Origin of the sequence: Thermodesulfobacterium hveragerdense DSM 12571 (assembly GCF_000423845.1) — a bacterium.
Taxonomy (GTDB): domain Bacteria; phylum Desulfobacterota; class Thermodesulfobacteria; order Thermodesulfobacteriales; family Thermodesulfobacteriaceae; genus Thermodesulfobacterium; species Thermodesulfobacterium hveragerdense.
This window is the reverse complement of the sequence record NZ_AUIT01000026.1, coordinates 1-26,703: the sequence shown is the minus strand read 5'-3', so window position 1 is coordinate 26,703 and position 26,703 is coordinate 1. Positions and strand designations below refer to the sequence as shown.

Sequence of the window (26,703 nt, the reverse complement as noted above, 5' to 3'; positions counted from 1 at the left end):
AAATACAGGGGGATATTTTCAATCAATCAAGACAGCAGAGGTTGCGATATACATAACAGTAAGTCGGATTCAGAAAACGAGATGGCAAAAACCACTTCCTTTAATTAAGTCTGCTTTATACGAATTGAGGCAAATGTTTGTAAAGAGATTTTATAAGGAGACACAATTCTCTTGACAAGTGTCGATTAAGTTTTCCGTCGCTAAAAGCCCCGGCTCCTCCCCATCCACTTATAATATTACAAGGAATACACCTTGCACATTTTCCTACTTTAAGGGTAGGGCACTCTCTTTTCTCTATGCCTTTACCTTTTTCTATGATAAGAACCTTTAGATTTTTGTTTTTTGAAAGCTCTAAGGCTGTAAAAATCCCTGCTGGTCCAGCTCCAACAATCACTACATCATATTTTTTATGTTTCATGTTTAAAACTATACCACAGGCTAAAAAATAAAGCAAACCATCACTAAACAGTAAGTTCTTCCATTCAGGCGTGATAAAGGTTTAGGAGAAAAAAAATTTTCTCTTGAGCCTTTTGGGGGTTGAACTAAAGCTGTAATAAATTTTTTTTCGGTCATGGTTCTTGTGAAAAAATAGCCTTATCTTTAAGAACTTTTAATCTTCCTTTTTTTCCTAAAATAAAAGGAAAATTGTCTGGGATATGTCCTACAGAAAATCCATAGCCTATAGGAAGGTCTTTTTTTATATAAAGAGAGAGAGTCTGTAAAATAGGTTTTATGTCCTGGATTCCTAAATCTCCTAAGGCTAATCCTTTCAGGCTGTTCCTACCAACGGTAAAAATTAGCTGAAGAAGAAATCTTTCTATACGATAAGGTTTTTCGTTGATTTCTTCTATAAAAAGAATAAAAGGTTCTTCCATAAGAGGAAAGTAAGGGGTTCCGCAAAGACTGGCTAACGTAGCTAAGTTCCCTCCCAATATCACCCCTTCAGCCTCCCCCTCAACCCAACCCTTTCCTTCTAAAACTAACTTAGTTTTTTTGTGTGAAATTAACCCTAAGAGTTCTTCCCAGGCCCTTGGGTTAAGTTTGTTTAAACTAACCACATTAGGAGCATGTATACCTGATTTTTTAAATCTTTTATAAAGATAAACATGAAGGGCGGTAAGGTCACTAAAACCTATTAAACAAGGATTAAGTAACAGGTTTTCGTTTTCTGACAAAAATTCATCAAGATAAGGAAGAAGCTTAAGACATCCGAAACCTCCTCTTACTGCCCATAGGTAGTCCCATTTGGGGTCGGTAAGAAATAAAGCTACTTCTTTAGCTTTTTCGTAAGGAGGTTTTGAATTAAAATCAACAAAAGATTGAATCTCAATTTCATTAATTTTAAAAAATTCCAGAGCTTTTTTATATTCTTCTGGGGTAGGAAGGCTTGCTGGAGAGAAGATGGCTATTTTAACCGGGCTTTCCATAGGAAATAAAGGCCTTCTAACGTAAGATAAGGGTCGATTTTTTCTATGGTGGTAGTAAAAGGTACTAAAAACTTGGCTAAGCCACCTGTGGCTATAACCTTAGGATTACTACCCATCTCTTCAGAAAGTTTTTTAACTAAGGTATCTGTGAGTCCGGCAAAACCTATCAAAAGTCCACTTTTTAGGGCTGAAATGGTATCTTTTCCTATGGCCTGAGCAGGGGGTTCACTTAAGTCTATTTTAGGAAGCTTGGCAGTGCCTTTAAAAAGGGCTTCAGTAGAGATAAAAATGCCTGGAGCAATAGCACCTCCAAGATAAACTCCGGTTGAAGAGATACAGTCAAAGGTTATGGCTGTACCAAAATCAACTATAATCAAAGGACCTTGATATTTTTCCCATCCTGCGAGAGCGTTAACTAACCGATCTGCTCCTACCTCACATGGATAAAGAAGGTCTAAGGGAATGTTTACAGTTTCGTGGTTAGCAATCAAAACCTCTTTGGCTAACCACCTTTTACCTACTTCGACCCACCAGTTTAACACAGGGGGAACCACACAAGCTATCGATATTCCTTCTAACTCTCTAAATTCTACTTGATAAAGGTCTAAATAAGACTTTATTTTTACCAAAAGTTCTTCTGCAGAGACAGGAACAAAGGTTTTAAAACTAAAAAGAGCCTTTAGTTGTCCTTCTTTTTCAAAAACTCCACAGGTAGTAGCTGTATTACCTATGTCTACGGTAAGAAGCATAGGTTTTCTTACCTCCTCCTTTAACTAAGTTTTTTTACCAACCAGCAAACCCAGTTTTGAGAGGTTCTCCTTATAAGGATTTTAAGGGGAAGTGTTGAGATTTTTTCTAAAAGTTCTTTTTCCATATCCAAGCTAAACCCTGAAAGTAGGTAATACTTTGCCTTCCAAAAATGTTCGTTTTCAAAAAGTTTAAGCAACAAGAGCCTATAGAGGTTTCCTAACACCAAATCAGCTTCTATGGGCAGCAAGTTTAAAATGTCTCCCTGTTTTAACTCCGCCTGATTTCTTAAACCGTTGAGTTCTAAATTATGCTGAGTAACTTTTACACATAAAGGGTTTAGGTCAATCGCAGTAACGTTAGCACCTAACTTTGCCCAAAAAAGTGTTAAAATACCACTTCCACAACCTATGTCTAACACTTTCTCAGGTTTTTCAAACTTGGTGTAAAGCTCCCAACCTAACTCAAGCATCATGGCGGTGGTAGGATGTTGGCCTTCTCCGAAAACTACGCTTGGGTCAAAGACTAAATCCCAATTTCCCTCAACCCAAACAGGAGCTATGGTGAGCTTCCCTACTTTTATAGGCTTGGGAAACCGGTTTTCATTCCACTCTCTATAAGGAATAACTTGCTTATCATAAATTTTAAATTCGTATTTTTTAGACAAATTATCTATCAATTGCTCTTTTTGACAGTGAAAAAATAATATCCCCATCCCATCTTCTTCCCAAAAACCTATAAAATCTTCATCTTCAAGTTGGTGCAACTGAGGATGAGAAGGTTTAACCATATAGGTATAAAGATTTTGGTAATTTTTATGCTTACCTTTTAACATATTTTCAAAATCTTGCTTTTAATATTTTAAAAAATTTTTAAATCTCGGCAACCAAAAAGCCAAAAGACAAAATTAAAATAAGGTTCATTACCCAAAAGATGATAATTTGTGCTCTGTTTTTTATATAGAATTTTTTAAAATTAAAACCTTCTAAAGAGGCCTGTTGTAAGAAACAGATTCTTTCAAAAATACCATAATGATGCCAGCTTTTTTTATAGATTTGTCCTGAAATTTCTCCTATTTTAAGAAGAGAGGCAATTATTCCTTTTGGGTTACCAAGTATGGTTAAAGCGTAAAAATCAGCCTCTCTCTCAAGCTGTCTTAAGAAATAACCGAAGCCGTATCTTAAGTAGAGGTATGAGAAGAAAACCAAAAAAAGGGCGCTAAGGGTTTCTGTATGATAAGAAGGTAAACTTTTTAGATAGGATAAAACCTTTAAACCTAAAAGCTGGTCAAAAAAAGAAAACAGGCAAAAAATCGACGTTAAACACAAAGGAAGTCCTGATAAAACTAAAAGTAACCAAAAAGCATGTTTATTTTTTATGTGCCCAAGTTCGTGGGCTAAAACTCCTATAAGTTCTTCTTCGTTTAGAAGGTCTAACAGAGGTTGAGAAAAGAAAATATACTTAAACTTAGGAAAAAATCCTATTACTCCAGCTGTATAAACTTTTTTGCCAAAGTCTTTGAGTACATAAACTTCCCTTATTTTAACCCCAAAGGTTTTAAAGAACCTAAAAACCAGTTCCCTTATTTTTATGTCTTCCAATACCTTTACCGGAAATAACTTAATCAAAAAAACTGGAGAAACAAAAAGTACCAGAAGAAAGATTAAAGGATAGGCATAATTTTCAAGTTTAAGGTTAAGTATAGCCAAAACATTTTCTATCAAAACCAAAATGATTATAGGGCTCATCATACCAAGAATTATTTTTAGATAAGCCAAAGAAAACCCAAAAAGAAAAACCCTTATTAGCACTACATAGTGTAAAAACCACAAAAAACCTAAAAGAGAAGAAAAATAATATCGGTTTAAAAATGATTTAAAACCAAAAAACCCCAGGTCAACTACAAATAAAACCAGCACAAATAGGTTGAAAAAATTAATCCAAAACCCTGAAATCCTTTGAAATTTAAAAAATTTTTTAAATGTAATAATGCTTAATAGAAAAAAAAGTTCTTTTAAAAGAATCAAGAAAGGAGAAAGATTTAAAGTAGTTTCTGGAAAAAGTTCAAAAAGGATAAAGCCTATCCAAAGATAGATAAGTTCTTCATAAAACACTTAACTTTTCCCTTTCGGATAAGACCCTAACCAGATTACCTGTAAACAGTAGTTTTTCATCTCTTCTATACATTCTTGTACTACTGGTTCCTGGATATGACCTTCACAATCAAGAAAGAAGATATATTTCCATGGTTCATTTTTGGAAGGCCTGCTTTCTATCTTGGTTAAGTTTATCTTTCTTTTAGCAAAGCACCCCAGCACCTCAAACAAGGCTCCAGGTCTGTCTGAAACACTAAAAATCAGAGAAGTTTTATCCTTACCAGTAAAGGGAACTTCTTCCTTTCCGATAATCCAAAACCTGGTAGAGTTTCCTTTTATGTCTTCGATGTTTTTAGCTACCACCTGAAGATGGTATAACTTAGCAGCCATAAGGCTTGCTATGGCGGCAACTTTTTCGTCTACTGCTGCCCATTTAGCAGCAAGTGCTGTAGATGGTACAGTGTCTACAGGTACAGAAGGTAGTTTCTTTCTTAACCATTTTCTACACTGAGCTATAGCTTGAGGGTGGGAAAGAACTTTTTTAATATCTTCAAGTCTTCCGGTTTGATTTAACAGATGGTGCGAAATCGACTGATAGACCTCTCCGCAGACTTTTAGACCGTATTCATAGATAGCATCAAGGGTGGTAGCTACCACTCCTTCGATGGAGTTTTCTATAGGCACTACTCCAAACTTTACCCTCTCACTTGACACCTCTTCAAACACATCTAATATGGTTTCAACAGGTATGAGTTCGGCAGAGGTGCCAAAATATTCTAAGGTAGCAATATGACTAAAGGTAGCTTCAGGCCCAAGATAAGCTACTTTGATTTTTTCTTGAACGCTTCTACAGGCTTTTATGATTTCAGAATATATTACCTTTAAAGCTTCTTCAGGGAAAAAACCTTGGTTTTGCTTAAGAATTCTTCCTAAAACTTCCTTTTCTCTGCTAAGGTCAAAGCTTTGAGATCCAATCCCTTCTTTTATCTTGCCGATGGTTTTAGCTAACTCTAAACGTTTTTTTAGCAGGAAAAGCAGTTGATCGTCAATCTTATCTATTTTTTGCCTTAGTTTTTTTAGCTCTTCTTTGTCCATTTTAAGAAGAGATTATCCTTAATGACCTTACAAGTTTAGTTATAATCTTTCGATTATCCCTCTTTTCAAAACATTCTTTACACAAATAAGCACCTCTACCTTGAAGCTTTTTTTCCGGATCAAAAACCAAAGCCCCGCCCTTATTTACAAACCTAAAAAGCTCAAACTTAGGTGCCTTCTTTTTACAAAAGGCACAGGTCCTTTCAGGGATGTGTCCTTTTTTAGCCAACTTGTTCTTTTTTAGCCTTTTCTAAAATCTGGGTTACTTGGTCTAAACTTAACTTAGTAATCTCTGCTATTTTTTCAGCAGGAGTTTCTAAAAGGGTCTTAAGATCCTTTATTCCTACCTCGTACAAGTTTCCGGCAATTTCATCAGACAGCCCCGTTACTTTAAGAAGCTTTAAAAACTCAGGCTCTTGTCTTCTTAAAAATTGGGTTTCGCTTAGTATGTCGATCTTCCATCCTACAAGTTTAGAGGCAAGTTTAACATTTTCTCCCTTTTTTCCTATGGCAAGAGAAAGTTGATCGTCAGGGACTATTACCTCTAAAAGTTTGTTTTTTTCGTCTACTATAACTTTACTGCACTCTGCTGGAGCTAAGGCATTGTAGACAAACTTGGCTGGGTCTGAATCCCATAGTACTACGTCAATCTTTTCTCTATATTCTCTTTTATCTCCTTTTGAGGTAAGGTTTATTTCCTCTAAGATTACTGAAATACGAGAACCCCTAACTCCAATACAAGCTCCTACAGGGTCGATGTTAGGATTGTTAGAGGTAACAGCAATTTTAGTCCTTGAACCAGGTTCTCTAGCCACAGCTACTATCTTTACAATCCCTTCTTGTATTTCAGGGACCTCTTTCTCAAACAGTTTTTTCACAAAAGCAGGATGAGAACGGGATACCACCAATTGAGGTTCCTGTTGTCTGTAAACCTCTATCAACAGCGCTTTTATACGGTTCCCTCTGATGTACTTTTCTCCCGGAACCTGTTCTTCTTCAGGTAAAAGGGCTTCAGCCCTACCCACAGAAAGGATCACCCCTCTTTTATCAAACCTGTGGACATAACCACTTACGATATCTCCCAGCTTATGTTTAAACTCTTCATATACGATCTGCTTTTCTGCTAATCTTACCTTTTGAGAAAAGAGTTGTTTGACTATTTGGGCAGCAATCCTTCCAAGTTCTTGAAGTTCTATTTTTTCTCCTATCAAATCTCCTATCTTTGCGTCTAATCCCATTTTTTGTAGTTCTTCTAAAGACACCTCAGTTTCAGGGTTAGAAACCTGAGACACCACCTCTTTTAATCTATAGATATCAATCGTTCCGTTTTCTTCGTCGTATTTTATCTCAATCTTAGCTTTATTACCAAACTTTTTTTTGGCTGCAGTTTTTATCCCTTCAAGCAGAGCTTCGATTAAAATCTCTTTAGAAAGTCCTTTTTCTTTACTTAAAGCTTCTATAACTTTTTTTAGTTCACCTTGTTGCATAAATTTATGCTCCTTTTTAAAATTTTAACTCCGGTTGAAGGTTAGCTTTTTTGATCTCACCTAAGGGTAATCTCCAAACCTTTTGGTCTATCTCTAACAACAAAAATTCCTCTTCAATCCCCAAAATAATACCTGAAAAATTTTTCCTCCCCTCTAAAGGACTTTTTAAAACTACTTTAGCTTTTTCTCCACGGAATCGCTCAAAATCCTCTTTTTTTACCAGTGGCCTTTCAATCCCTGGAGAAGAAACTTCTAAGTTATAAGAACGATGAATTAGGTCTTCTTTATCTAAAATCTTACCTACCATTTCGCTGATCTTCGCACAATCTCCTATCGTAACTCCCCCGGGTTTGTCGATAAACAACCTTAAAACCCACCCGGTTCTTTCTTTTTTCCATTCAAGGTCTACAAGCTCTAACCCCCTTTTTAGGATGGGGGTTTCGATAAGCTCTCTAATCCTTTCTTTTATGTCTTTTTCTATCATTTTATCTCTAAAAATAAAATAAGAGCGGGCGACGGGATTCGAACCCGCGACCCCCAGCTTGGGAAGCTGGTGCTCTACCCCTGAGCTACGCCCGCTTTTTATTAAAATAAAATTATAAATTATTTCTTCAGTTTGGCAAGGTTCTTTTTTATTTAAGTTTATATAATCACTTGAAAAAAGTAGCATTACTTTTAAAATCAAAAATGTAGATGAAAAAGATCAAATTCATTTTTAAAGATTTAAGTTTAAGTACAAAGTTTACTCTGTATCTTCTGTTTGTTATTACTTTTTTCTGTTTCCTTTTTTCTACGATAATTTATTATTTCTTAAAAAATCAAGCACTGGAGGAGGCAAGAAGAGAGGCTGAAATCTTAATTACTCAAATAGATGCCTTAGGTGATTATGTAAAAGAAGAGTTAAGACCTTCTCTTTTTAGATTTTTTAAGGAATCGAACATTAAAGAAGATTTTATCTTAGAAGCCATGTCTACCACTCATATTAAGACAAAAGTAATGCAAAGGTTTAAAACTAAGTTTGTTGATTATGATTATAGAAGGATTTCTATAAGACCTATAAATCCACAGCATTTGCCTAACGATTTTGAAAAAAAATTTTTAAACAACTTTATGCAGAATCCTAATTTTAAACGCTGGGAAAATATTGTAGATTTCAACAAAGATAAATATCTTGTGGTTATAAAACCTATCCGTGTGGAAAAGGAATGCCTTGTATGTCATGGTAAAGCAAAAGATGCTCCAAAAAGTCTTCTTAAGATCTATCCCCGAAAAGAAGATTTTCACTGGAAGGTTGGGGACTTGATGGGATTAGAGGCTATTTATGTACCTCTTGAAAATTGGTTGTTAGAAATAAAACACATTGCCATTACCACTTTTATTTCTGGAATGTTAATCGTTATTTTGTTGTTGGTAACCATAGAAGGAGTTTTTTGGGCTATAGTAGGTAAATCTATCAAAAAACTTACAGTTCATTTTAGAAATATTATTTCTGGGAAAGCTCCTTTAAGTCAGAGGTTAGAAGTAGAAAGAAGGGACGAAATAGGAGAACTTCTTCAATCGTTTAATCAGTTGGCTAAACATCTTTTTGAGGCACAAGAAGCTATCAAAACCTATGCTCAAACCTTACAGACCATATTTAACCACATAACAGACCCTTTAGCGCTGGTTAATCTGAACTGTAAAGTAGAGGTTAGTAACAAAGCTTATCAAGAATGGGTAATTCAAAAAAAGGGTCCAGTTTTTAGCATGGAATGTGATCCACTTAAAGCAGACAAAAATAAAACCTGCCCTATAGCTTTTATAAGAAGGGTGATTGAAACTAAACAACCTGTGTCAGAGTATATCAGCTCACCTGAAGGAGGTTATTACTATACCCATCTTTATCCGGTATTTGATCAAACCGGTAAAGTGATAAAGGTAGTTCACTACGTAGAAGACGTGACAGAAAAAAAGAGAATAGAAGAACAGATGGCTATTACTGCAAAATTGGCTACTATAGGGCAACTTGCCGCAGGCATAGCTCATGAAATAAACAATCCTTTAGGTGGAATTATCTTGTGTTTAAATAATGTTATTAGAAGTTCTATGGATGAGCAAACCAAAAATCAACATATAGAACTTATAAATCAGGGATTATCACGTATTCAAAATATAATAAAGGTATTACTTGATTTTTCTCGGACAACAGAGCTAAATCTCAGGGTTTGTGAAGTTAAAGACTTGATAGAAAATGTTTTAAGACTAATAAATTATTGTCTAAAGGAGAAAAATGTAAAAGTAAAGATAGATTTGGAAAAAAATTTAAGACCGGTTTGTTTAGATTCAAACAAAATCGAGCAGGTCATGCTTAATCTGATTTTAAACGCAATAGATGCTATGGAAAATTCTGAAGAAAAAGTTTTAACCATAAAAGTTTATCATAAAGAGAGTAAAATGTTTATTGAGGTGTCAGATACAGGATCAGGTATACCTCCCCATTTAGCAGAAAAAGTTTTTGATCCCTTTTTTACTACCAAACCTTTGGGTAAGGGCACCGGGCTCGGTCTCTTTATTTCTAAGTCTATTGTGGAACAACATGGAGGAAAAATATGGTTTACTACCTCTGAAAAAGGAACTACTTTTGTAGTGGAAATACCTTTAGAGGGGCGAAGGATATATGAAGGGTAGAATACTGGTAGTAGACGACGAATCAATAATTTTGTTTGGTTTGTCTCATTATCTTAAAGATCAGGGGTTTGAAGTAGATACTTGTGAGAAAGGAGAAGATGCTTTAAAGAAAATAGAAGAACAAAAATTTGACCTGTGCATCCTTGATCTTAAACTTCCGGACATAGACGGTATCTCTTTACTTAAGAAAATTAAAGAAAAACAAGAACAAACTGGGATAATAATGATTACTGGCTTTGCTGAGGTTAAAAGTGCGGTACAGGCTATAAAAGAAGGGGCTTTTGATTACTTAGCAAAACCTTTTAGTAATGAAGAATTGATGGTAGTAGTAGAAAAGTTTTTTGAGTTTAAAAATTTAAGAAAAGAGGTAGATGAACTAAGAGAAAAATTAAGGGAAAAAGAGGCTTTAAAACAGATAGTAGGAGAGAGTAAGGCTATAAAAGAGGTAATCAATAAAATAGAGGTTGTAGCCAAAACAGACGTTCCTGTGCTTATTTTAGGAGAGAGTGGTACAGGAAAAGAATTGGTAGCAGATTGTATCCAGGCTTTAAGCTTAAGAGCCAAAAACTCTTATCTTAAAATAAATTGTGCAGCCATTCCTGAAACTCTATTTGAAGCAGAGCTTTTTGGCTATGAAAGAGGGGCTTTTACCAGTGCTCATACTTCTAAAAAAGGTATGTTAGAACTGGCTAACAAAGGAACGCTTTTTTTGGATGAAATAGCAGAACTTCCTCAGAACCTACAAGCTAAACTTTTAAGAGTTTTAGAAGACCAAACAGTTTATCGATTAGGAGGAGATAAACCTATTAAGGTTGATGTAAGGTTCATCTATGCAACCAGTAAAGACTTAAAACAGTTGGTAAAAGAAGGTAAATTTAGAGAAGATCTATACTACAGAATAAACGTAATGTCTATAGAAATCCCTCCCCTTAGAGCCAGAAAAGAAGATATCCCGATCTTAATTAATCATTATCTGAAACATTTTTCTGGGAAGTTCCAGAAGCCCTCACCTCAGATAACAGAAGAAGCTTTTCAGGCTTTGATAAGATATGATTATCCTGGTAATATAAGAGAACTAAAACATGCTATAGAAAGGGCAGTTTTATTGGCCGTAGACGGTAAGATTACTCTTGCCCATCTACCTAAGGAAATAAGTCAAAGTTTAAAATTAGAAGTAAAAGATGTGCGGAATTATAAACTTGCTAAAGAATCTATAGAAAAAGACCTTATACTTAAAACTTTAATAGAAACCAACTGGAACAAAACCGAAACAGCCAAAAAGTTAGGTATTAGCCGAAAAACCCTGTGGCAAAAACTCAAAAGATTTAACCTTCTTTACCATCAATCAGAGGATACAATCCAACCAGAAGAGTAACTCTTAGTTTTTAAATTTTAAGTTACCAAAAAGAAACATAATCTTCAAAATATGTTACCTTTAGGTAACATATAAAATCTGGTCACAAATTGATAGTGTCTTAAACTTTAGATTTTTCTATATGTTTATAAAAAATAAGATAACAAAACAATGGGCATAGTTTTTGTAATTTTTAAAAGCTGATAAAAATAAATTAAGGGGGTGAGATGATGAAAAAAGGCTGAAGGAAAAAACCAGATTAATAGGTTGTTAGGGTTAAAATCTATAAAAAGGAGGAGGTTATATGGTAGAAGAGAAAAAGAAAGGATTGGTTAATGAAGACTGGTTAGCCTTTTATTTAGCTATTGCTCTAATTATCATTTCTTTTATATCCTATTTTGGTGTAGATCCCTTTGGTTGGACGGTAAAAACTTCAGAATGGGTTTCTTTTGACAAGGCTATAGCACCTCTTAGTAAAGGTGTAGCTATTTCTGGGATAGTATCTTTAATCTTAACCTGGCTGTTTTTAACGGTATTTTTTGCTATTGGGGCAGCCTTCTTAGGTCTTAATGTAGGAAGGTTTATTGTTGGTTTCTTTTTTATTTTTTGGCTTAGTTATGCATGCTGGTTGATAGGACATTATGCCTATTTCGCTGCTACAGACCCAACCAAACACAAAATTCCCTGGTCTCTTAAGCTTACCGGGGAAGGTGGACTTATTTTTGCTTTAATCTTAGGTTTGATTATAGGTAATTTTTTTAGAGGTTTTGCTAATTTTATAAAAGAAGCAGTTTTACCAGAGTTTTATGTTAAGACAGGTATTGGTTTGATGGGAGCTGTTTTAGGATTAAAATCAGCTGAAGCTTTTGGTCTTGCCTCTGCCGTTCTTTTCAGAGGACTTTGTGCTATAGTTGAGGCTTATCTTATTTATTGGGCTCTTGTATACTGGCTTGCCAGGAAATACTTCAAATTTAGTAAAGAGTGGGCAGCTCCTTTAGCTTCAGGTATCTCCATTTGTGGTGTTTCTGCATCTATTGCCACGGGGGGTGCCATTAAAGCAAGGCCTGTTGTTCCTGTTATGGTTTCTTCTTTAGTAGTTATTTTTGCTGTGATCGAGTTACTTATTCTGCCGTTCTTAGCTCGTGAATTTTTGTGGCAAGAACCTATGGTTGCTGGTGCTTGGATGGGGCTTGCGGTTAAGACTGATGGCGCAGCCTTTGCCTCCGGTGCTATCGTAGATGCTCTTATAAGAGGTAAGGCTGAAGCAGTAGCTGGTATTAAATATGAATCTGGTTGGATCATGATGGCTGCCGCTACTACTAAACTTTTCATCGACATCTTTATAAGTATCTGGGCTTTTATTTTAGCCTATATTTGGTGCGCTCACATAGAATGTAAAGAAGGACAAACAGTTACCGCTAGAGAAATTTGGCATAGGTTCCCTAAGTTTGTTTTAGCTTATGCCCTTGGTTTTGTGATTTTCTTGATCATTTCTGCTCCTCATGCTCCTAAGGTAGGAACAGCGGAACATCAAATAAAAGCTATCCAGAAACAATTAGAAAAACTTGAAAAACAAGCTGCTACAGCTATCGACCCTGCCATTAAGGAGCAGTTAGCTCAGCAAATAGCTACCAAAAAAGCTGAAATTGATGAATTAAAAGCTAGTATAAAAGATTCTAAAAAAGTGGTTGATCAAACCAAAACAGCTACTAATGGTTTGAATAACTTGAGGACCTTTATGTTCCTATTTACTTTCTTTACTATCGGTATTATCTCTGACTTCAGAAAACTCTGGGAAGAAGGAATAGGGCGTTTAGCAGTAGTTTATCTGGTATGCTTGTTTGGATTTATCATCTGGATTGGATTGTTGATTTCTTACATTTTCTTCCATGGGGTAAAACCACCTGTAATAGGACAGTAGTTTTTGGTTGAAAAACTTTACTAAAGGAGGTTAGTATGGCAGAAGAAAAAGAAGCAAGGTTGATAGAAGAACTTCAGAAGATGCAATATGATCCATGGTTACCTATAGAGAGTAAACTGGTAAAATGGTCTGTAGGGTTAGGAATAGTACTTTTGATTGTTTTAGTTTGGGTTAGTTATACCTTCTTTCCTTCTTCTCACGGATAAAGACTTAATTAACATTTAAAGGTCTAAGCCCTGAGAGGTTTTAGAAGGCCTCTCAGGGTTTTTTTGTTTAATTTTTTAAGTTCTAAAGTATTATCAATCTCAATTTATATTTTTTTCTTGATATATAACAATTTAGCTATATAATTATATAAAACACTTTGTATAAGGAAGGTAGTCATTGAAAGGGAATTATTAAAAAGATGTTTGAGTTTCATGGACACAAATGCTGGGCGTCAGCTTTAGGGTTAAGGGCTGGGTTGATTGCGTTAAGAGAACTTGGCTCCCCAAGAAGTGGTGCTAAGACCCTTTATACTATCTTAGAAACTGGATACAATCATGGTGCCGGTTGTTTTGGAGACGGGGTTCGGTATGCCACAGGTTGTATCACAGGAAAAGGTAATCTTTTAAGGAATCCCAGAGGAAAACTTGCTTTTACTCTAATTGATCCACAAAAAGGAAAACAAATAAGAATAAGTTTTAATCCAAAGATAAGAGAACAGATTGCTAAATTGAATTTTATGAAAAAAAGATCTCAGGGAATACCACCTACAGAGATTCCTGAAGAGGACGTATGGGAAGTAGTAAATCTTGTGCTTAATGCCCCAGAGGAAGAAGTTTTGTTTATTGGAAAAGTTGAAGACTCAAACTTTGAACCTCCCTTTGAAGTGATGGGGATGGAAGTTTGTGAGATATGTGGAGAGATGGTATCACTACCTTACATCAGATTACTTGGGACCAATAAAGCCTGTTCTACTGGTAACAAAAAGGTTTGTATAGACTGTTCAGGTTATAAAGAAGGCTTTGAAAAAGGAAGGTATGAAAAATGACCTACCTTATTGTTTGTATAATTACGTTTATTTTTACGACAGTGCTTACGATAGCCGGGGTAGGGGCTGCGTTTATTCTTATTTTAGTTTTGGTGGGTTTAGGGGTGCCCCTTCTTACTGTCATGTCAACAGCTTTACTTTTAAACAGTATAGCTATGGCTATTGCTTTTTTTCATAATGCAAGGGCAGGGCTAATTGTTTATAAGACAGCCCTACCTATTTTAGTATTTGCTTTGGTGTTTTTTTCAGTTGGTGCTATTACAGCAGAACATCTTTCAAGAACCATGCTTTTACGGCTTTTTGTTGGTTTTCTTATTTTTACAGGGTCTATGATGCTTTGGTATAAACCCAAAAAAAGGGAGATTTTGGGTAGGAGAAAGCTTATTATTTATGGGGTTGCGGTTGGTGGATTTGCAGGGTATAGAGGAGGGCTTTTAGGAGTAGGAGGTAATCTTATAGTTCCAGCCCTTGTTTGGCTTGGATTTGACCCTAAAAAAGCCTCATCAACAAACAGTTTTATCGTAATTTTTTCTTCTTTTTCAGGATTTTTAGGGTATATTTCTGTGGGGAACATAGCCCCTTATTTTCTCGTTTTATGCGCCATAGGTTCAATAGCTTTTGGATTGTTTGGGAACTATCTTATGAGAAAAAGGTTAACTGCTTCTCAGGTTAAAAAAGTTATAGGAATAGTATTGTATATCTTTATGATGTATCCTCCTCTTGCTAAGGTTAAATACGAGGAAATGGGGAAAGTTTTTTAAGAATAAAAAACTTCTTGTTCTTTCTTTGATCCAAAACTGGATTGTTGGGCCTATCGTTATGTGGATACTTGCTGTTTTGTTGCTTCACGATTATCCTGGTTATATGGTAGGAGTGATTTTGGTAGGGCTTGCAAGATGTATAGCTATGGTAATAGTTTGGAATGAGTTGGCAGAAGGAGATAGAGAACTTGCTGTAGGATTTAGTAGCTTTTAATGCTATATTTCAAATTCTTTTTTATGCTGCATATATTTATCTTTTTATTTTTATAATGGTTGGACTTAAATGGTTAGGGTTTGGTATGATAGAAGCGGAGGTTTCAATTCCAGAGGCAGCAAAAACTGTTTTTATTTAGGGATTCCTTTTATAGCAGGAATTCTTACTCGGTATGTTAGCTTTGTTTTAAAAGGAAGAGAATGGTTTGAAAAAGTGTTGGCATCTAAAATAAAAGTTACCTAACCCCGATTGCTTTGTTATTTACCATAGTTGTGATGTTTTCTTTAAAAGGGCAGTATATAGTTGAACTACCTTTACATGTTATAAGGGTGGCTATTCCCCTTTGTATTTATTTTCTCTTTATGTGGTTTGTAACTTTTTTATGAATTTTAAACTAAAGGTCGGTTATCCTAAAGCAACTGCTGTTGCTTTTACTGCAGCAAGTAACGACTTTGAACTTGCGATTGCGGTGGCAGTAGCCATATGGGGGATAGGGAGTGAACAAGCTTTTGCTACCGTTATAGGACCTTTATGAGAAGTTTCAATCTTAATTAGTTTAGTTAACGTAGCCTTATTTTTAAAAAGAAAAATATATAAAGAAATTGTTAAAAATTAAAAAACAAAAATTAATTTTGTATAAACATTGCTTTAACAAGCTTTATAGTTTTAGTAAGCATAAAGATTGCCATAAGGCCTATGTGAAAGAGGGGTTATTTTTGAAAACCTATAGTTTATTATAGATTCTAAGTTTTCATCCATATCGGCACAGTATTCTGTTAAAATTGTTTTAAGATAGGTTAGATCCTCATCGGTTATAGGAGAAATTTTAAGGTTTTTTCCAAGAAAAAACGGGTCTAATTCACCTCTTATGTAGATGACTCCTCCATGCATTCCTGTGCCTAAAAATTTTCCGGTTATAGGTTTTTCTGGATGTTGAGAGAATAAGCCTAATACGATAATAGTTCCTCCTGCCATGTATTCACCCAAAAAATCTCCTGTTTTTCCACCTATTACGATTACAGGATGTTTATCTTGATAGGCTTTCATGTGAATTCCTACACGATAACCAACATCCCCTTTGATAAAAATTTTCCCTCCTCTCATACTATAACCTATAACATCTCCTCCCATACCATATACCACTATCTTACCTTTTTCCATCGTGTTACCACAAGCGTCTTGAACGTTACCATAGACATGTATTTCAGGACCACTCATAAAACAGCCCAAATCAAGTCCCGGAACACCCCAAATTTTAGCCTTAATTTTTTGTTTTATACCTGCAAACAAATATCTATGGCCATTCACTCCATGTAGTTCAAACTCTGTTTCTCCTTCTGATATCTTTTCACGTATATACTGATTAACTTTAGTGTAACTCCAATCTCCTACGTTTAAAATAATGCTCATTTAAGATTTCCTCCTGGAAGTTTTAAATATAACTTTTTTGATTAGGGATAGTACCCATTGGCATTTCTATGATTACAGGCTCTCCAGCCTTAGGATACCATATTAACTCTGGATTAGGGCAGATAGTTCTTATGGCAGCTTCTTCGCTTGCTAAGTAGTAATAGTCTTCATATTTAGCTACCACCAAAGGTCTAAGCTTAACCCTATCCGTTAATCCTACTATTCCACCATTATATGCCAAAATAATCGCAAAAGGTCCATTTAACAAGGCTCCTCCATAAACTACCCTTAAAGCTTCGATTAAATTTTTTTCTTCTTCATTTAATCGTTCTATCTCTATCCAAAATGGTGGAGCTAAAGCAGTACACGCTAACTTGATAGGCAGTTTATGTCTTCTTATAAGTAAATCTAAAAGATAGGTTACTACCTCAGTATCGGTAAGCAAGGTACATTTGTAACCAAAAAGTTCTAAGTATCTTTTGTTTGTCCCATAGCTTGAGATTTCTCCGTTATGAACGATTGACCAGTCAAGAAGACTGAATGGGTGGGCCCCTCCCCACCAACCAGGGGTGTTGGTAGGAAAACGATTGTGAGCTGTCCATATGTATGCTTGATATTTATCTATTTTAAAAAATTCTGCTATTTCTTCAGGAAAACCTACTCCCTTAAAAACACCCATATTCTTACCAGAAGAAAGTATATACACACCGTTCAGGTTAGCGTTAATATACATTACCATTTCTATTAGTTTGTTTTCCTCTTCCTCTGGTGAGACTTGTTCTTCCAGTTCAAGTTTAACAAAGTATCTCTTAAAAATAGGAGGGTTTTTAATGGTTTTTACTTTTTTGGTAGGTATAGGTTCATGGTATATTGCTTTAACTTTTTGAAAAAGGAATCTTTCAAAGTTTTCTAAATAATGTTTATCCTCAGCCATCACATGTAAGGCGTAAAATTCTTTAAAATCGGGATATATACCATAACCAGCAAACCCTGCTCCTAGACCATTTCCTCTTTCTTCTTGACAGGTAATAGATTTTATTATTAGGTCTCCAGGAATTAAACTACCTTTAACGTTTATTATACCAGAAACTCCACAACCAGAGATATCTTTACTATCTTTAAAAATGAATTCCCACATTACTAAACCCCTTTTTACTTTTATTCTCCTGCATGTTTTACTTCTAGGATTTCCATTTCTTCTTTGGTTAACCCTATAGCCCTCAGTTTGTCTCGATTGCTTCTTAAACTTTCTATGGAATTTAATCCCATAGCTCCAAGCATTTCCTTGATTTCGCTTTTCCATCCATTCATAAGGTTATATACCTTTTCGTAGACTACTTCTGGTGGAAGCCTTTTGATAAGCTCAGGATTGTTGGTAGCTATACCCCAAGGACATTTTCCTGTATAACATCTTTGACAGAGGGTACATCCTACGGCAATCAGAAGAGGGGTTCCTATCGCTACCAAGTCTGCACCTAAGGCAATGGCTTTCACCACATCAGCACTGCAACGGATACCTCCAGAGGCGATTAAAGTGGTTTTATGTCTGATTCCTTCTTCTCTTAATCGTTTATCTACAGCGGAAATAGCAAGCTCTATAGGAATTCCTACATACTGTCTAAACATAGTTGGAGCAGCACCTGTACCTCCTCTTACCCCATCTATAACCACTGCATCGGCTCCAGCCCTTACAATCCCAGAAGCGATAGCTGCGATGTTGTTCACCGCAGCTACCTTTACAAACACTGGCTTTTTATAATCAGTAGCTTCTTTTAAAGCATATATAAGGCCTTTTAGGTCTTCTATCGAATAAATGTCATGATGTGGGGCTGGTGATAGAGCATCAGTCCCTAAAGGTATCATCCTGGTTTTAGAGATCTCTTCGTTAACCTTTTCTCCTGGAAGATGGCCACCTATACCAGGTTTGGCTCCCTGACCTATTTTGATTTCAATGGCTACTCCAGCATCAAGATAATCTACATTTACCCCAAACCTTCCAGAAGCACACTGCACTACTATATGGTCTTTGTATTCATACAAAGAAGAATGCAACCCCCCTTCACCGGTATTATAAAGAATTCCTAACTCTTTAGCTGCATGCGCCAATCCTTGATGAATATGAAGGCTTATAGATCCATAAGACATTCCAGAAAATATTATAGGCATTTCTAACTTTATTAAAGGGGGTAAAGCCTTTTTAAGCTTATATCCTGTTTCTGTTTTTTCTACCTCTAATTTTTCAGGCTTTGACCCTATGTAGGTACGAAGTTCCATAGGTTCTCTTAGAGGGTCTATGGGTGGGTTGGTAACTTGACATGCATCGATGACAAGATGATCAAAATATATCTTTAAAGGTAAATCACATCCGGTAGAAGAGAGTAAAACACCACCTTTGTCTGCTTGTTTGTATATGTTTTTTATAAAATAAGGATTCCATAGATGATGTTCTCTAAATTGAGAAGGATGTCTTTTAATTATGATAGCATCAGTTGGACACATAGCTTCACATCTATGACATCCTACACATTTACCATGGTCTTCTTTGAGAATTTTCTTTTTTTCATCCCAGGTATGCACCTCATAGGTGCACTCTTTAACACAGATTTTACATTTTATACATTTGTTTTCTAAGCGTTCTACAAAAAAATCCGGATAAAAACTTGAAAAGTTAATCGGCTTCATTTTTCACCCTTTTTATAAAAACTTTTTAAAGCTTCAATAAATAAAATTATCAAAATTCGTACCTAATTTTTATCACTTTATGCCATTATATTTTAACCCTAAAACTACATAAAAATACAATTTTTTACACTTTTGTTAGTTTTTGTTGAAAATTTAGCCCTAAAAAACCAAAAATGTCCCTTGGATATATTTTTTTATTTTTTAAAAGTACCAATCTTTCTACTAAATTTTGAATTTCCAGTATGTTGTCAGGCCAATGATATTCTTTTAATATATCTATGGTAAGAGGATGAAAGGATATTTTTTTGTTGTATATACGGTTAAATTTATTTAAAAAGTGAAGTAAAAAAACGGAAATATCTTCTTTTCTTTCTCTTAAAGGTAAAACCTGAAAGATATAAAAGTAAGTTTTAATTGTGTCTGATTGAATTTTTGAAGTAGAAGATGAAGCTATGATTTTTAATTGGGAGTTATATAAAATAAACTTTAACAAGTTTCTTAGAAATTCTTCTGGAAAAACCTCTAAGTTTTTTAAAAAGATAGTTCCATTTTGGTTTTGAAGAAAATAAACTTCTTTAAGTATTTCTTCTTTATAAGAACATTCTAAACAGTCTAAATAGAATAAGGGATAATTTTTATTTACTGAATGGTGGATTAATTTAGCTATGGAAGATTTTCCAACCCCTCTTTCTCCCCACAAAAGAAGGAGAATTTTAGAAGCATACAGTTTTTTCAGTTTACCCAATATCGTATTCAAATACGGGAGGTCGATAAATTCCTTAAGAACAACTTTAACAGGTTTAATTTTAAAAAGCCCCCGAGAAAGGGGCTTTTTAAAATTATTCATCTTTAAAGGACTGGCAGATACTTTTCTATTTCGTATTCAAAAACCCTTATTCTGTAATCATCCCACTCTAATTTTTTGTTTGTGATAAGCTGATTATAGATGTGTTCACCTAAAACCTCCCTTAACAGCGTGCCTCTTTCTGCTTCCTCTATAGCCTCATACAAGCTTCCAGGCAACTCTTTTATACCTAATTTTTTTCTTTCTTCAGGACTTAGATGGTATACATCGAGTTCTACAGGGTCTGGCAATGTGTATTTATTTTGAATTCCTTTTAAGCCTGCCCAAAGCATGGCTGCAAAGGCTAAATATGGATTGCATCCTGGGTCAGGGGATCTAAGTTCAATCCTGGTAGCTTTCTCTTTTCCTGGTTTATACATAGGAACCCTAATCAAGGCAGACCTATTTCTTCTTGCCCAACAGATATAAACCGGAGCTTCATATCCAGGAACAAGTCTTTTATAAGAGTTTACCCATTGGTTAAGCACCAAAGTGATTTCTCTTATATGATTAAGTATTCCGGCGGTGTACTGTTTAGCTACATCAGAAAGATGATATGGGTCTTGGGGGTCAAAAAAGGCATTTTTATCTCCAATGAAAAGAGACTGATGGGTATGCATACCACTTCCGTTTACCCCAAATATAGGTTTAGGCATGAAGGTAGCGTAAACCCCATATTTTTGAGCTATTTCTTTAACAGTAACCTTGTAAGTCATAACGATATCTGCCATGTCTAAAGCATTGGCATACCTTAAGTCTATTTCGTGTTGAGAAGGAGCTACCTCATGATGAGAATACTCAACCCTGATCCCCATGGCTTCTAAGGCTAAAATGGTATCTCTTCTTAGGTCTTCAGCAGCATCTAACGAGTAGTCAAAGTATCCTCCCTGGTCTAAAATTTCAGGATTATTAGGTGATTTAAAGTAGAAAAATTCTAACTCAGGACCTACAAAAAAATTTGTAAAACCAATTTCTTGCATTTTTTCTAATGCTTTTTTTAACACATACCTTGGGTCTCCTTTATAAGGACTACCAGTTGGTTCATAAATATCACAAAACATTCTTGCTACAGTCTTTTCTTTGGGTCTCCAAGGAAGAATGATAAAAGTCGTTGGGTCTGGAATAGCTACCATATCTGATTCATCAATTCTTGCAAAACCTTGAATAGAAGAACCGTCAAACCCCATCCCTTCCTCAAAGGCAAGCTCTAATTCATCTACGTGGATGGTAAAACTTTTAAGTTGACCTAATACATCGGTAAACCAAAGCTTTACAAATCTTACATCATGAGCTTTGATAAGTTCCATCACATCTTTTTTGTCTCTGGGTTTCTTTAACATCCTCTCCCTCCTTCATCAAAGTTGTTTCAAAATTTGAAGCAATTTGTGTGCCTGTTAAAGCCTGTTTTTACAGTTTAGATAGAAAGTTTTGGATAAACCAAAAAGTGCATTAAAGTAAATTTTGGTAAAATTATGTAACTTATAGTTAAATCGAACTTGATAAGTTTTAAAAGGTTGTTATAATTTTTGGTTGTAAAAGCATAGTTCGGGAAAATGAGAAAATGATATCAGAAAATCAAAAAGAACGAGCTTACCAAGAAATTTTTACTCTGTTTAAAGTTAGTAAAGTTTTAAGCTCATCTTTAAACGTTTTAGAAAACCTAAAAAATGCTCTTCAAATACTTGCAGAAGAACTATATTTAACAAGGGGTACAGTTACACTTTTTGATCCAGCTGTCAATGAGCTAAGAATAGTTGTGGCCTATGGACTTACAGAAGAACAGATTAAAAGAGGACGTTACAAAATTGGAGAGGGGATTGTAGGTAAGGTTTTTGAATCAGGACAACCTATGATTGTACCCAACATAGGTGAAGAAATTATGTTTTTAAATAAGACAGGGGCCAGGGTTAAAAAGGATAAAATTTCTTTTTTATGTGTTCCTATCAAGTTAGGAGATGAAATCTTTGGGGTTTTATCGGTGGATAGGATATTTGATCTAAATACAGATTTTAGTGAAGACCTAAGGATTTTGGAAATTTTAGCCACACTCTTTGCTCAAATAATAAAAATTTATAACTTACTATATGAAGAGAAGAAGAAAAGAGAATTTTTTGAAAAAGAGGTAAAGAAAAAATATCAGTTTTACAATCTTGTATATTCTTCAGAACAGATGAGGCAGATAATAAAGATATGTGAAAAAATCTCTTCTACCAAGGCTCCAGTTTTAATTCAGGGAGAAAGCGGTACTGGAAAAGAGTTAATAGCTAAGGCTATCCATTTTAACAGCGATAGAGCAGACAAACCTTTTATAGCCATAAATTGTGCGGCTATCCCAGAGAATTTATTAGAGGCAGAGCTTTTTGGTTATGAAAAAGGGGCTTTTACTGGAGCTTTTACCTCTAAGCCTGGAAAATTTGAGTTGGCTAACGGAGGGACTCTTTTTTTAGATGAAATCGGAGACCTTCCTTTATCTCTTCAAGCTAAGTTGTTAAGGGTTTTACAGGAGCATACCTTTGAAAGATTAGGAGGAACTAAATCGATAAAAGTAGATTTTCGTTTGATTTCAGCGACCCATAAAAATTTGAAAGAGCTTATTAGCCAGGGTAAGTTTAGAGAGGACCTTTACTTTAGAATAAACGTAGTAAACATATACATACCACCTTTAAGGGAAAGGAAAGAGGATATAGTGCTTTTAATCGAACATTTTTTAAATCAACTAAACCATAAATATCAAAAATCAGTAAAACTTTCTAAAGAAGTTTTAAAAATTTTTTTAGAATATCCCTGGCCAGGTAATGTAAGAGAACTTGAAAATACTCTTGAAAGTATGGTAATACTCTCTGATGATGATGATTTGATTACTCCAGAACATCTACCTGAAGTTTTTAAATCTTGTCAAATAAGTCAACCTAAAGTTGATGTTCAAGAAAGTTCCTTACAAGCCATCAACCTCAAACAACAAATAGAAGAAGAGGAGAAACAAAGGATCATCTCAGCACTTAAAGCTTGTAAGTTTAACCAAACCCAAGCAGCCAAACTTTTAGGGATGACAAGAAGACAGCTAAACTATCGTCTTCATAAGTATGGGATCATCTGACCAACCGATTTTTTTAAAGGGTAAAGAATTTGGCATAAAATTTTTTTGCCTTTAATGAGTATTCCATATAGATTTCTTCTGATTCTTTAAGTATAAGATTTTTGAAAGGATGTTCATTAAACCATTGGTTAAGTATATCTTTGGTTACTTCTACATGAAATTGAAGAGCATAAACTTTTTGATCAAATTTAAAAGCTTGGTTTTCATAAAGAGTTGATCTTGCAAGATGGATAGCCCCTGAGGGGAGTTCAAAAGTATCTCCATGCCACTGGAATACTTTAAATTTCTTAGAAATTTGGCCTGTTGTAGGATGTGTAGCTAAAGAAAGCATTAAAGGATCTTCTAAACCTTTGGGAGTTAATTCAACCTCAAACCAACCAATTTCCTCCTTAGGTCCTTTAAAAACTTTAGCCCCGAGAACATGAGCTATCAACTGAGCTCCAAGACAGATCCCCAGGACTTTTAAGTTTTTATTGATTGCTTTTTCTATGATTTGAGCAACACCCCTTAAATAGGGGTATTGCTCCATTTCATAAACTCCCATAGGTCCACCCATTATAATTAATCCGGTGTAATCATCTAAATTGGAAGGTAAATCTCCCTCTTGGGCCTCAAATATTCTATAAGGGATTATGGAGGTTTTTAGATAGGTTTCTATGCTTCCAGGCCCTTCTTCTTTTACATTTTTTATGATAGCTATCATTATCTTTTTCCTTTAAATAGCTTTTTCTCCTTTTTCTTTGGTTCTGATCCTTATAGCTTCTTCTACAGGTATGATAAAGATTTTTCCATCTCCTACGGTCCCGGTATAAGCTTTTTCTAAAATGGTTTGCACTACCTTTTCTACCAAGGAATCAGGAACTACCAACTCTATTTTTATTTTTGGAACAAAAAGGGCCTCTACTTCAGAACCTCTGTATACCTCTACATGTCCCTTTTGTCTTCCAAAACCCTGGACTTCTGAGATAGTCATACCTTGTATTCCAGCCATAACTAGGGCATCTTTTATTTCTTCGAGCTTAACTTGCTTGATTATAGCTTCTATTTTTTTCATCTTGTCCTCCTTTTGAGTTTTTAGTTAGTTATTAAAAATTATAAGCCTTTTCTCCATGTTGGGTAGAATCAAGTCCTGTAGTTTCCTCTTCATCTGAAACTCTAATTTTCATGAAAAGTCTGATGACCAGGAATATTATACCAGTCATAAGGGCAGTATAAACTATGGTAATTAATACTGCAAGGATCTGTATAAGAACTTGGTTAGGGTTTCCATAAAGTAATCCCTTCCCAAGTTCATTAATAGATGGGTCTGCAAAAACTCCAGTCAGAATAGCACCAATAATTCCTGCTACCCCATGAATTCCAAACACATCAAGAGCATCATCATATCCCAGTTTTGACTTCATCGCTGTGACACTAAAAAATGATAGACTTCCTGCTAAGATCCCAATGATTATAGACCCAAACACGTTAACAAATCCAGCTGCTGGAGTTATGGCTACCAAACCAGCTACTATTCCAGAAGCAATCCCAAGTAGAGTAGGTTTTTTAGTAATCATCCATTCTGTAAACATCCAGGCGAGAGCTGCTACAGCACAGGCGAGGTTTGTGTTAAGAAATGCTTGAGCTGCAAGCCCATTTGAGGCTACAGCACTTCCTCCGTTAAATCCAAACCATCCAAACCATAAGATTCCACTACCTATAACCACTAAAGTTAAGTTGTTGGGTAGAAGATAATTCTTTTTTCTTTTTCCAAGGATTAAGGCTCCTACTAAAGCAGCTATTCCAGCGTTAACATGAACCACAGTTCCTCCTGCAAAATCAAGGGCTCCTAATTTAGAAAGAAATCCTCCCCCCCATACCCAATGAGCTACCGGTATATAAACAAGGCTCATCCATAAGACAGAAAAAATAATCCATGCTGAAAACTTTATTCTTTCTATATAAGCTCCACTTATCAAAGCAACTGTTATCCCGGCAAACGTAAGTTGATACATGCAAAAAAGTACTTCAGGTATAGTTCCTTGAAGAGAATCAATCCTAATATCTTTTAACAGAATTTTATCAAAATTTCCTATCATACCTTTTATATCACCAGAAAAACTTAAACTATACCCATACGCTACCCATAACAAACTTACGATGCAATAGGCAACAAAGCTCATTGCTATGGTGTTTAGTACATCCTTTTTTTTAGCAAGGCCTCCATAAAAAAGGGCAAGGCCAGGAATTGTCATAAACATAACTAAAGCTGAAGAAATAAGCATCCAGGCAGTGTCTCCTGTGTCAAGTTTGGGTTGAGATCCTTGGTCAGCTAAAACATCTGTCGAATAGACTAAAACCATCATCCAAGAAAATGCTAAAAAATTTAAGATTTGCTCCATAAATTTTTTTTTCATTTCTACCCCTCCTCTTTTTAATGTTTGTTATTTAAAAATTTAAAGTAAAGTTAACTCCTGCTACCCAGGTATTATCAAGATGTCCGTTAGGGTTATAAGACTTGCCTTCTACTTTTTTTTGGGCTTTGTTTGAAAGAGGGAACCAGTATTGAACCGTTGGTTGTATCATAAAGTTTTTATTGAGTGGAATGCTAACTATCGCTTGTATTTTTCCATCATGAAACCCCGTATATTTTTTTCCTGTATAATCGTGGGTGCTTTTTTCATAAGTCCTCCAGTAGTTGCTATCCCCCTTGAAATAACCAAACCCAGCAGCTAAATCAAGATTGATATTTTTATATAAGTTTTTGGTATAAGAAATACTAAAATTAACATAAGTACCAGGATAGGTGGTAATATCTCTATAAATAGCTATCGTTGGTTTAACAAACATATCATAGCTTGCACTTAGAAAAATTTCTTCAGTTTCTTCAGTATATTTAGTTCCATAATAGATATAGCCTCCGGTTAAAGAAAGTTTGTTTCGGGTATAGGTGTAACTGATTGTTATGTCATGCTCGTTAAAGCTTTTTTTGTTTGGTCTATCTGGATTAAAACTTTGGGTAGGATTTTCGTCCGTATCTAAATTGCCCCAATAATTAACCGAAAAACCACCGTAAGAAAGGGTAATAGAAGGCTGAATAACCAGACTATCCGAACTAAGTTCATAACCACGAAATACATACTTGTTAAAAACTCCTCCAGAAAGACTTCCTGTTATTTTTTTAGGTTGATCTGGATCTGCTGCTTTTATTTCTTGTACGTTAAACAATAAAGCTCCGATGGTTATAGCTAAGCCAATCTTTTTAAATTTTGAAAACATCATCTTTACACCTCCTTCTTTTTCTCAGTTTTTAGTATTAGATAGTGCGAAAACCATGCCAATAAAAATTACATTTACAAATAAACAAAATTCAAGGATTTACTGCAGAATAAACGACAAAAAAATTACAAAAATATACAAAATTATACAAATATTTTCAAAAAACCTTATTTTTATCGTAATTATTTGTAAGTAGTGTTTCATTGATTGTGTCTAAATCTTAAGGGGTGAGGGCTCTCCGTCCTGGTAAAATGGTCTATAGGTTTAGGCATAATCCTTTTGATCGTTAACATCTAAAAGCTTAAGCCCTGAGAGGTTTTCGAGGGCCTCTCAGGGCTTTTTTGTTTTATTTTTAAGTTCTAAAATATTATCGATTTATATTTTACTCTTGACATATAACAATTTAGCTATTTTTTTTGATATAAAATATCTTGTATGAAAAGGTTAGTCATGGAAAGGGAATTATTAAAAAAGATGTTTGAGTTTCATGGACACAAATGCTGGGTGTCAGCTTTGTATAGCTATGGCTATTGCTTTTTTTCATAATGCAAGGGCAGGGCTAATTGTTTATAAGACAGCCCTACCTATTTTAGTATTTGCTTTGGTGTTT

23 protein-coding genes, 1 tRNA gene and 3 pseudogenes are annotated in these 26,703 nt (G+C 35.0%); 8 read left to right on the top strand and 19 right to left on the bottom strand.

Features of this window, described 5'->3' with window-relative positions; genetic code table 11:
• Positions 1 to 175, top strand: a pseudogene (locus G580_RS11995) (IS256 family transposase); the annotation flags it as partial.
• A gap of 9 nt (positions 176 to 184) precedes the next feature.
• Here G580_RS11995 and G580_RS0107640 read toward each other — a convergent pair.
• From G580_RS0107640 to G580_RS0107590, 10 genes and pseudogenes are all read right to left on the bottom strand, one after another.
• Positions 185 to 418, bottom strand: a pseudogene (locus tag G580_RS0107640) (FAD-dependent oxidoreductase); the annotation flags it as partial.
• Between the two features lie 151 nt (positions 419 to 569).
• The gene (locus tag G580_RS0107630; protein ID WP_028841671.1) at positions 570 to 1,427 is read right to left on the bottom strand and encodes a S66 peptidase family protein; all 858 of its coding nucleotides are present in this window, start codon (positions 1,425 to 1,427) and stop codon (positions 570 to 572) included.
• Positions 1,406 to 2,176, bottom strand: a complete 771-nt coding sequence (locus G580_RS0107625; protein ID WP_028841670.1) for a type III pantothenate kinase — start codon at positions 2,174 to 2,176, stop codon at positions 1,406 to 1,408. Before G580_RS0107625 ends, G580_RS0107630 begins: the two co-directional genes overlap by 22 nt.
• 20 nt (positions 2,177 to 2,196) lie before the next feature.
• Complete coding sequence (locus G580_RS10500) at positions 2,197 to 3,009, bottom strand: 50S ribosomal protein L11 methyltransferase (protein ID WP_038041887.1); 813 nt, start codon at positions 3,007 to 3,009, stop codon at positions 2,197 to 2,199.
• A gap of 37 nt (positions 3,010 to 3,046) precedes the next feature.
• Positions 3,047 to 4,288, bottom strand: a complete 1,242-nt coding sequence (locus G580_RS0107615; protein ID WP_028841669.1) for a M48 family metallopeptidase — start codon at positions 4,286 to 4,288, stop codon at positions 3,047 to 3,049.
• Positions 4,289 to 5,365: a prephenate dehydratase gene (gene pheA / locus G580_RS0107610; protein WP_028841668.1), complete on the bottom strand. Its 1,077-nt coding sequence runs from the start codon at positions 5,363 to 5,365 to the stop codon at positions 4,289 to 4,291.
• A gap of 1 nt (position 5,366) precedes the next feature.
• A complete protein-coding gene (locus G580_RS11990; protein WP_038041886.1) occupies positions 5,367 to 5,594 on the bottom strand; it encodes a YlxR family protein in 228 nt (75 codons plus the stop codon).
• Entirely contained in the window at positions 5,587 to 6,852 is a 1,266-nt protein-coding gene (nusA, locus tag G580_RS10490) for a transcription termination factor NusA (RefSeq protein ID WP_038041884.1), read from the bottom strand. Before nusA ends, G580_RS11990 begins: the two co-directional genes overlap by 8 nt.
• Positions 6,853 to 6,868: 16 nt before the next feature.
• The gene (locus G580_RS0107595) at positions 6,869 to 7,336 is read right to left on the bottom strand and encodes a ribosome maturation factor RimP (protein ID WP_051173247.1); all 468 of its coding nucleotides are present in this window, start codon (positions 7,334 to 7,336) and stop codon (positions 6,869 to 6,871) included.
• 23 nt (positions 7,337 to 7,359) lie between these two features.
• Positions 7,360 to 7,431 (bottom strand) — tRNA-Gly (locus G580_RS0107590).
• A gap of 114 nt (positions 7,432 to 7,545) precedes the next feature.
• Between G580_RS0107590 and G580_RS11085 the strand changes: the two genes are divergently transcribed.
• The 6 genes and pseudogenes from G580_RS11085 to arsB all read left to right on the top strand — a co-directional run bounded on the left by G580_RS11085 (position 7,546) and on the right by arsB (position 15,418).
• Positions 7,546 to 9,519, top strand: a complete 1,974-nt coding sequence (locus tag G580_RS11085; RefSeq protein ID WP_028841666.1) for a c-type heme family protein — start codon at positions 7,546 to 7,548, stop codon at positions 9,517 to 9,519.
• Positions 9,509 to 10,894, top strand: a complete 1,386-nt coding sequence (locus tag G580_RS10480; RefSeq protein WP_051173246.1) for a sigma-54-dependent transcriptional regulator — start codon at positions 9,509 to 9,511, stop codon at positions 10,892 to 10,894. Before G580_RS11085 ends, G580_RS10480 begins: the two co-directional genes overlap by 11 nt.
• 283 nt (positions 10,895 to 11,177) lie before the next feature.
• Positions 11,178 to 12,794, top strand: coding sequence for a putative sulfate exporter family transporter (locus G580_RS0107575; RefSeq protein ID WP_028841665.1), 1,617 nt, complete (start codon positions 11,178 to 11,180; stop codon positions 12,792 to 12,794).
• A 35-nt stretch (positions 12,795 to 12,829) separates the two neighbouring features.
• Positions 12,830 to 13,000, top strand: coding sequence for a hypothetical protein (locus G580_RS11635; protein WP_169357111.1), 171 nt, complete (start codon positions 12,830 to 12,832; stop codon positions 12,998 to 13,000).
• 200 nt (positions 13,001 to 13,200) lie between these two features.
• Complete coding sequence (locus G580_RS10475; RefSeq protein ID WP_051173244.1) at positions 13,201 to 13,827, top strand: FmdE family protein; 627 nt, start codon at positions 13,201 to 13,203, stop codon at positions 13,825 to 13,827.
• Positions 13,824 to 15,418 (top strand): annotated as a pseudogene (gene arsB, locus G580_RS11985) (ACR3 family arsenite efflux transporter). The gene G580_RS10475 and the pseudogene arsB overlap by 4 nt, the downstream one beginning before the upstream one ends.
• Before the next feature lie 50 nt (positions 15,419 to 15,468).
• On the opposite strand, the gene G580_RS0107540 reads toward arsB, so the two are convergent.
• The 5 genes from G580_RS0107540 to G580_RS0107520 form a co-directional block, all read right to left on the bottom strand.
• Positions 15,469 to 16,212, bottom strand: coding sequence for a GltB/FmdC/FwdC-like GXGXG domain-containing protein (locus tag G580_RS0107540; protein ID WP_028841662.1), 744 nt, complete (start codon positions 16,210 to 16,212; stop codon positions 15,469 to 15,471).
• A gap of 22 nt (positions 16,213 to 16,234) precedes the next feature.
• Positions 16,235 to 17,350: a class II glutamine amidotransferase gene (locus G580_RS0107535; RefSeq protein ID WP_038041882.1), complete on the bottom strand. Its 1,116-nt coding sequence runs from the start codon at positions 17,348 to 17,350 to the stop codon at positions 16,235 to 16,237.
• Between the two features lie 20 nt (positions 17,351 to 17,370).
• Positions 17,371 to 18,894 (bottom strand): glutamate synthase-related protein, encoded by a 1,524-nt coding sequence (locus G580_RS0107530; RefSeq protein WP_028841660.1) that lies wholly within the window; start codon positions 18,892 to 18,894, stop codon positions 17,371 to 17,373.
• 124 nt (positions 18,895 to 19,018) lie between these two features.
• The gene (locus tag G580_RS0107525; RefSeq protein ID WP_028841659.1) at positions 19,019 to 19,741 is read right to left on the bottom strand and encodes an AAA-type ATPase lid domain-containing protein; all 723 of its coding nucleotides are present in this window, start codon (positions 19,739 to 19,741) and stop codon (positions 19,019 to 19,021) included.
• 2 nt (positions 19,742 to 19,743) lie between these two features.
• Positions 19,744 to 21,078, bottom strand: a complete 1,335-nt coding sequence (locus tag G580_RS0107520) for a glutamine synthetase family protein (RefSeq protein WP_028841658.1) — start codon at positions 21,076 to 21,078, stop codon at positions 19,744 to 19,746.
• A 221-nt stretch (positions 21,079 to 21,299) separates the two neighbouring features.
• Between G580_RS0107520 and G580_RS0107515 the strand changes: the two genes are divergently transcribed.
• Positions 21,300 to 22,835, top strand: a complete 1,536-nt coding sequence (locus G580_RS0107515) for a sigma-54 interaction domain-containing protein (RefSeq protein WP_038041880.1) — start codon at positions 21,300 to 21,302, stop codon at positions 22,833 to 22,835.
• A 13-nt stretch (positions 22,836 to 22,848) separates the two neighbouring features.
• On the opposite strand, the gene G580_RS10460 is transcribed toward G580_RS0107515, so the two are convergent.
• From G580_RS10460 to G580_RS0107495, 4 genes are all read right to left on the bottom strand, one after another.
• Positions 22,849 to 23,538 carry a type 1 glutamine amidotransferase gene (locus tag G580_RS10460; protein ID WP_051173243.1) on the bottom strand — a complete coding sequence of 230 codons (690 nt, stop codon included), beginning with the start codon at positions 23,536 to 23,538 and terminating at the stop codon, positions 22,849 to 22,851.
• A gap of 12 nt (positions 23,539 to 23,550) precedes the next feature.
• Entirely contained in the window at positions 23,551 to 23,889 is a 339-nt protein-coding gene (locus G580_RS0107505; RefSeq protein ID WP_028841656.1) for a P-II family nitrogen regulator, read from the bottom strand.
• 31 nt (positions 23,890 to 23,920) lie between these two features.
• Positions 23,921 to 25,180, bottom strand: a complete 1,260-nt coding sequence (locus G580_RS0107500) for an ammonium transporter (RefSeq protein WP_342665143.1) — start codon at positions 25,178 to 25,180, stop codon at positions 23,921 to 23,923.
• A gap of 82 nt (positions 25,181 to 25,262) precedes the next feature.
• Positions 25,263 to 26,096, bottom strand: a complete 834-nt coding sequence (locus tag G580_RS0107495) for a TorF family putative porin (protein WP_028841654.1) — start codon at positions 26,094 to 26,096, stop codon at positions 25,263 to 25,265.
• Positions 26,097 to 26,703 lie beyond the last annotated feature (607 nt).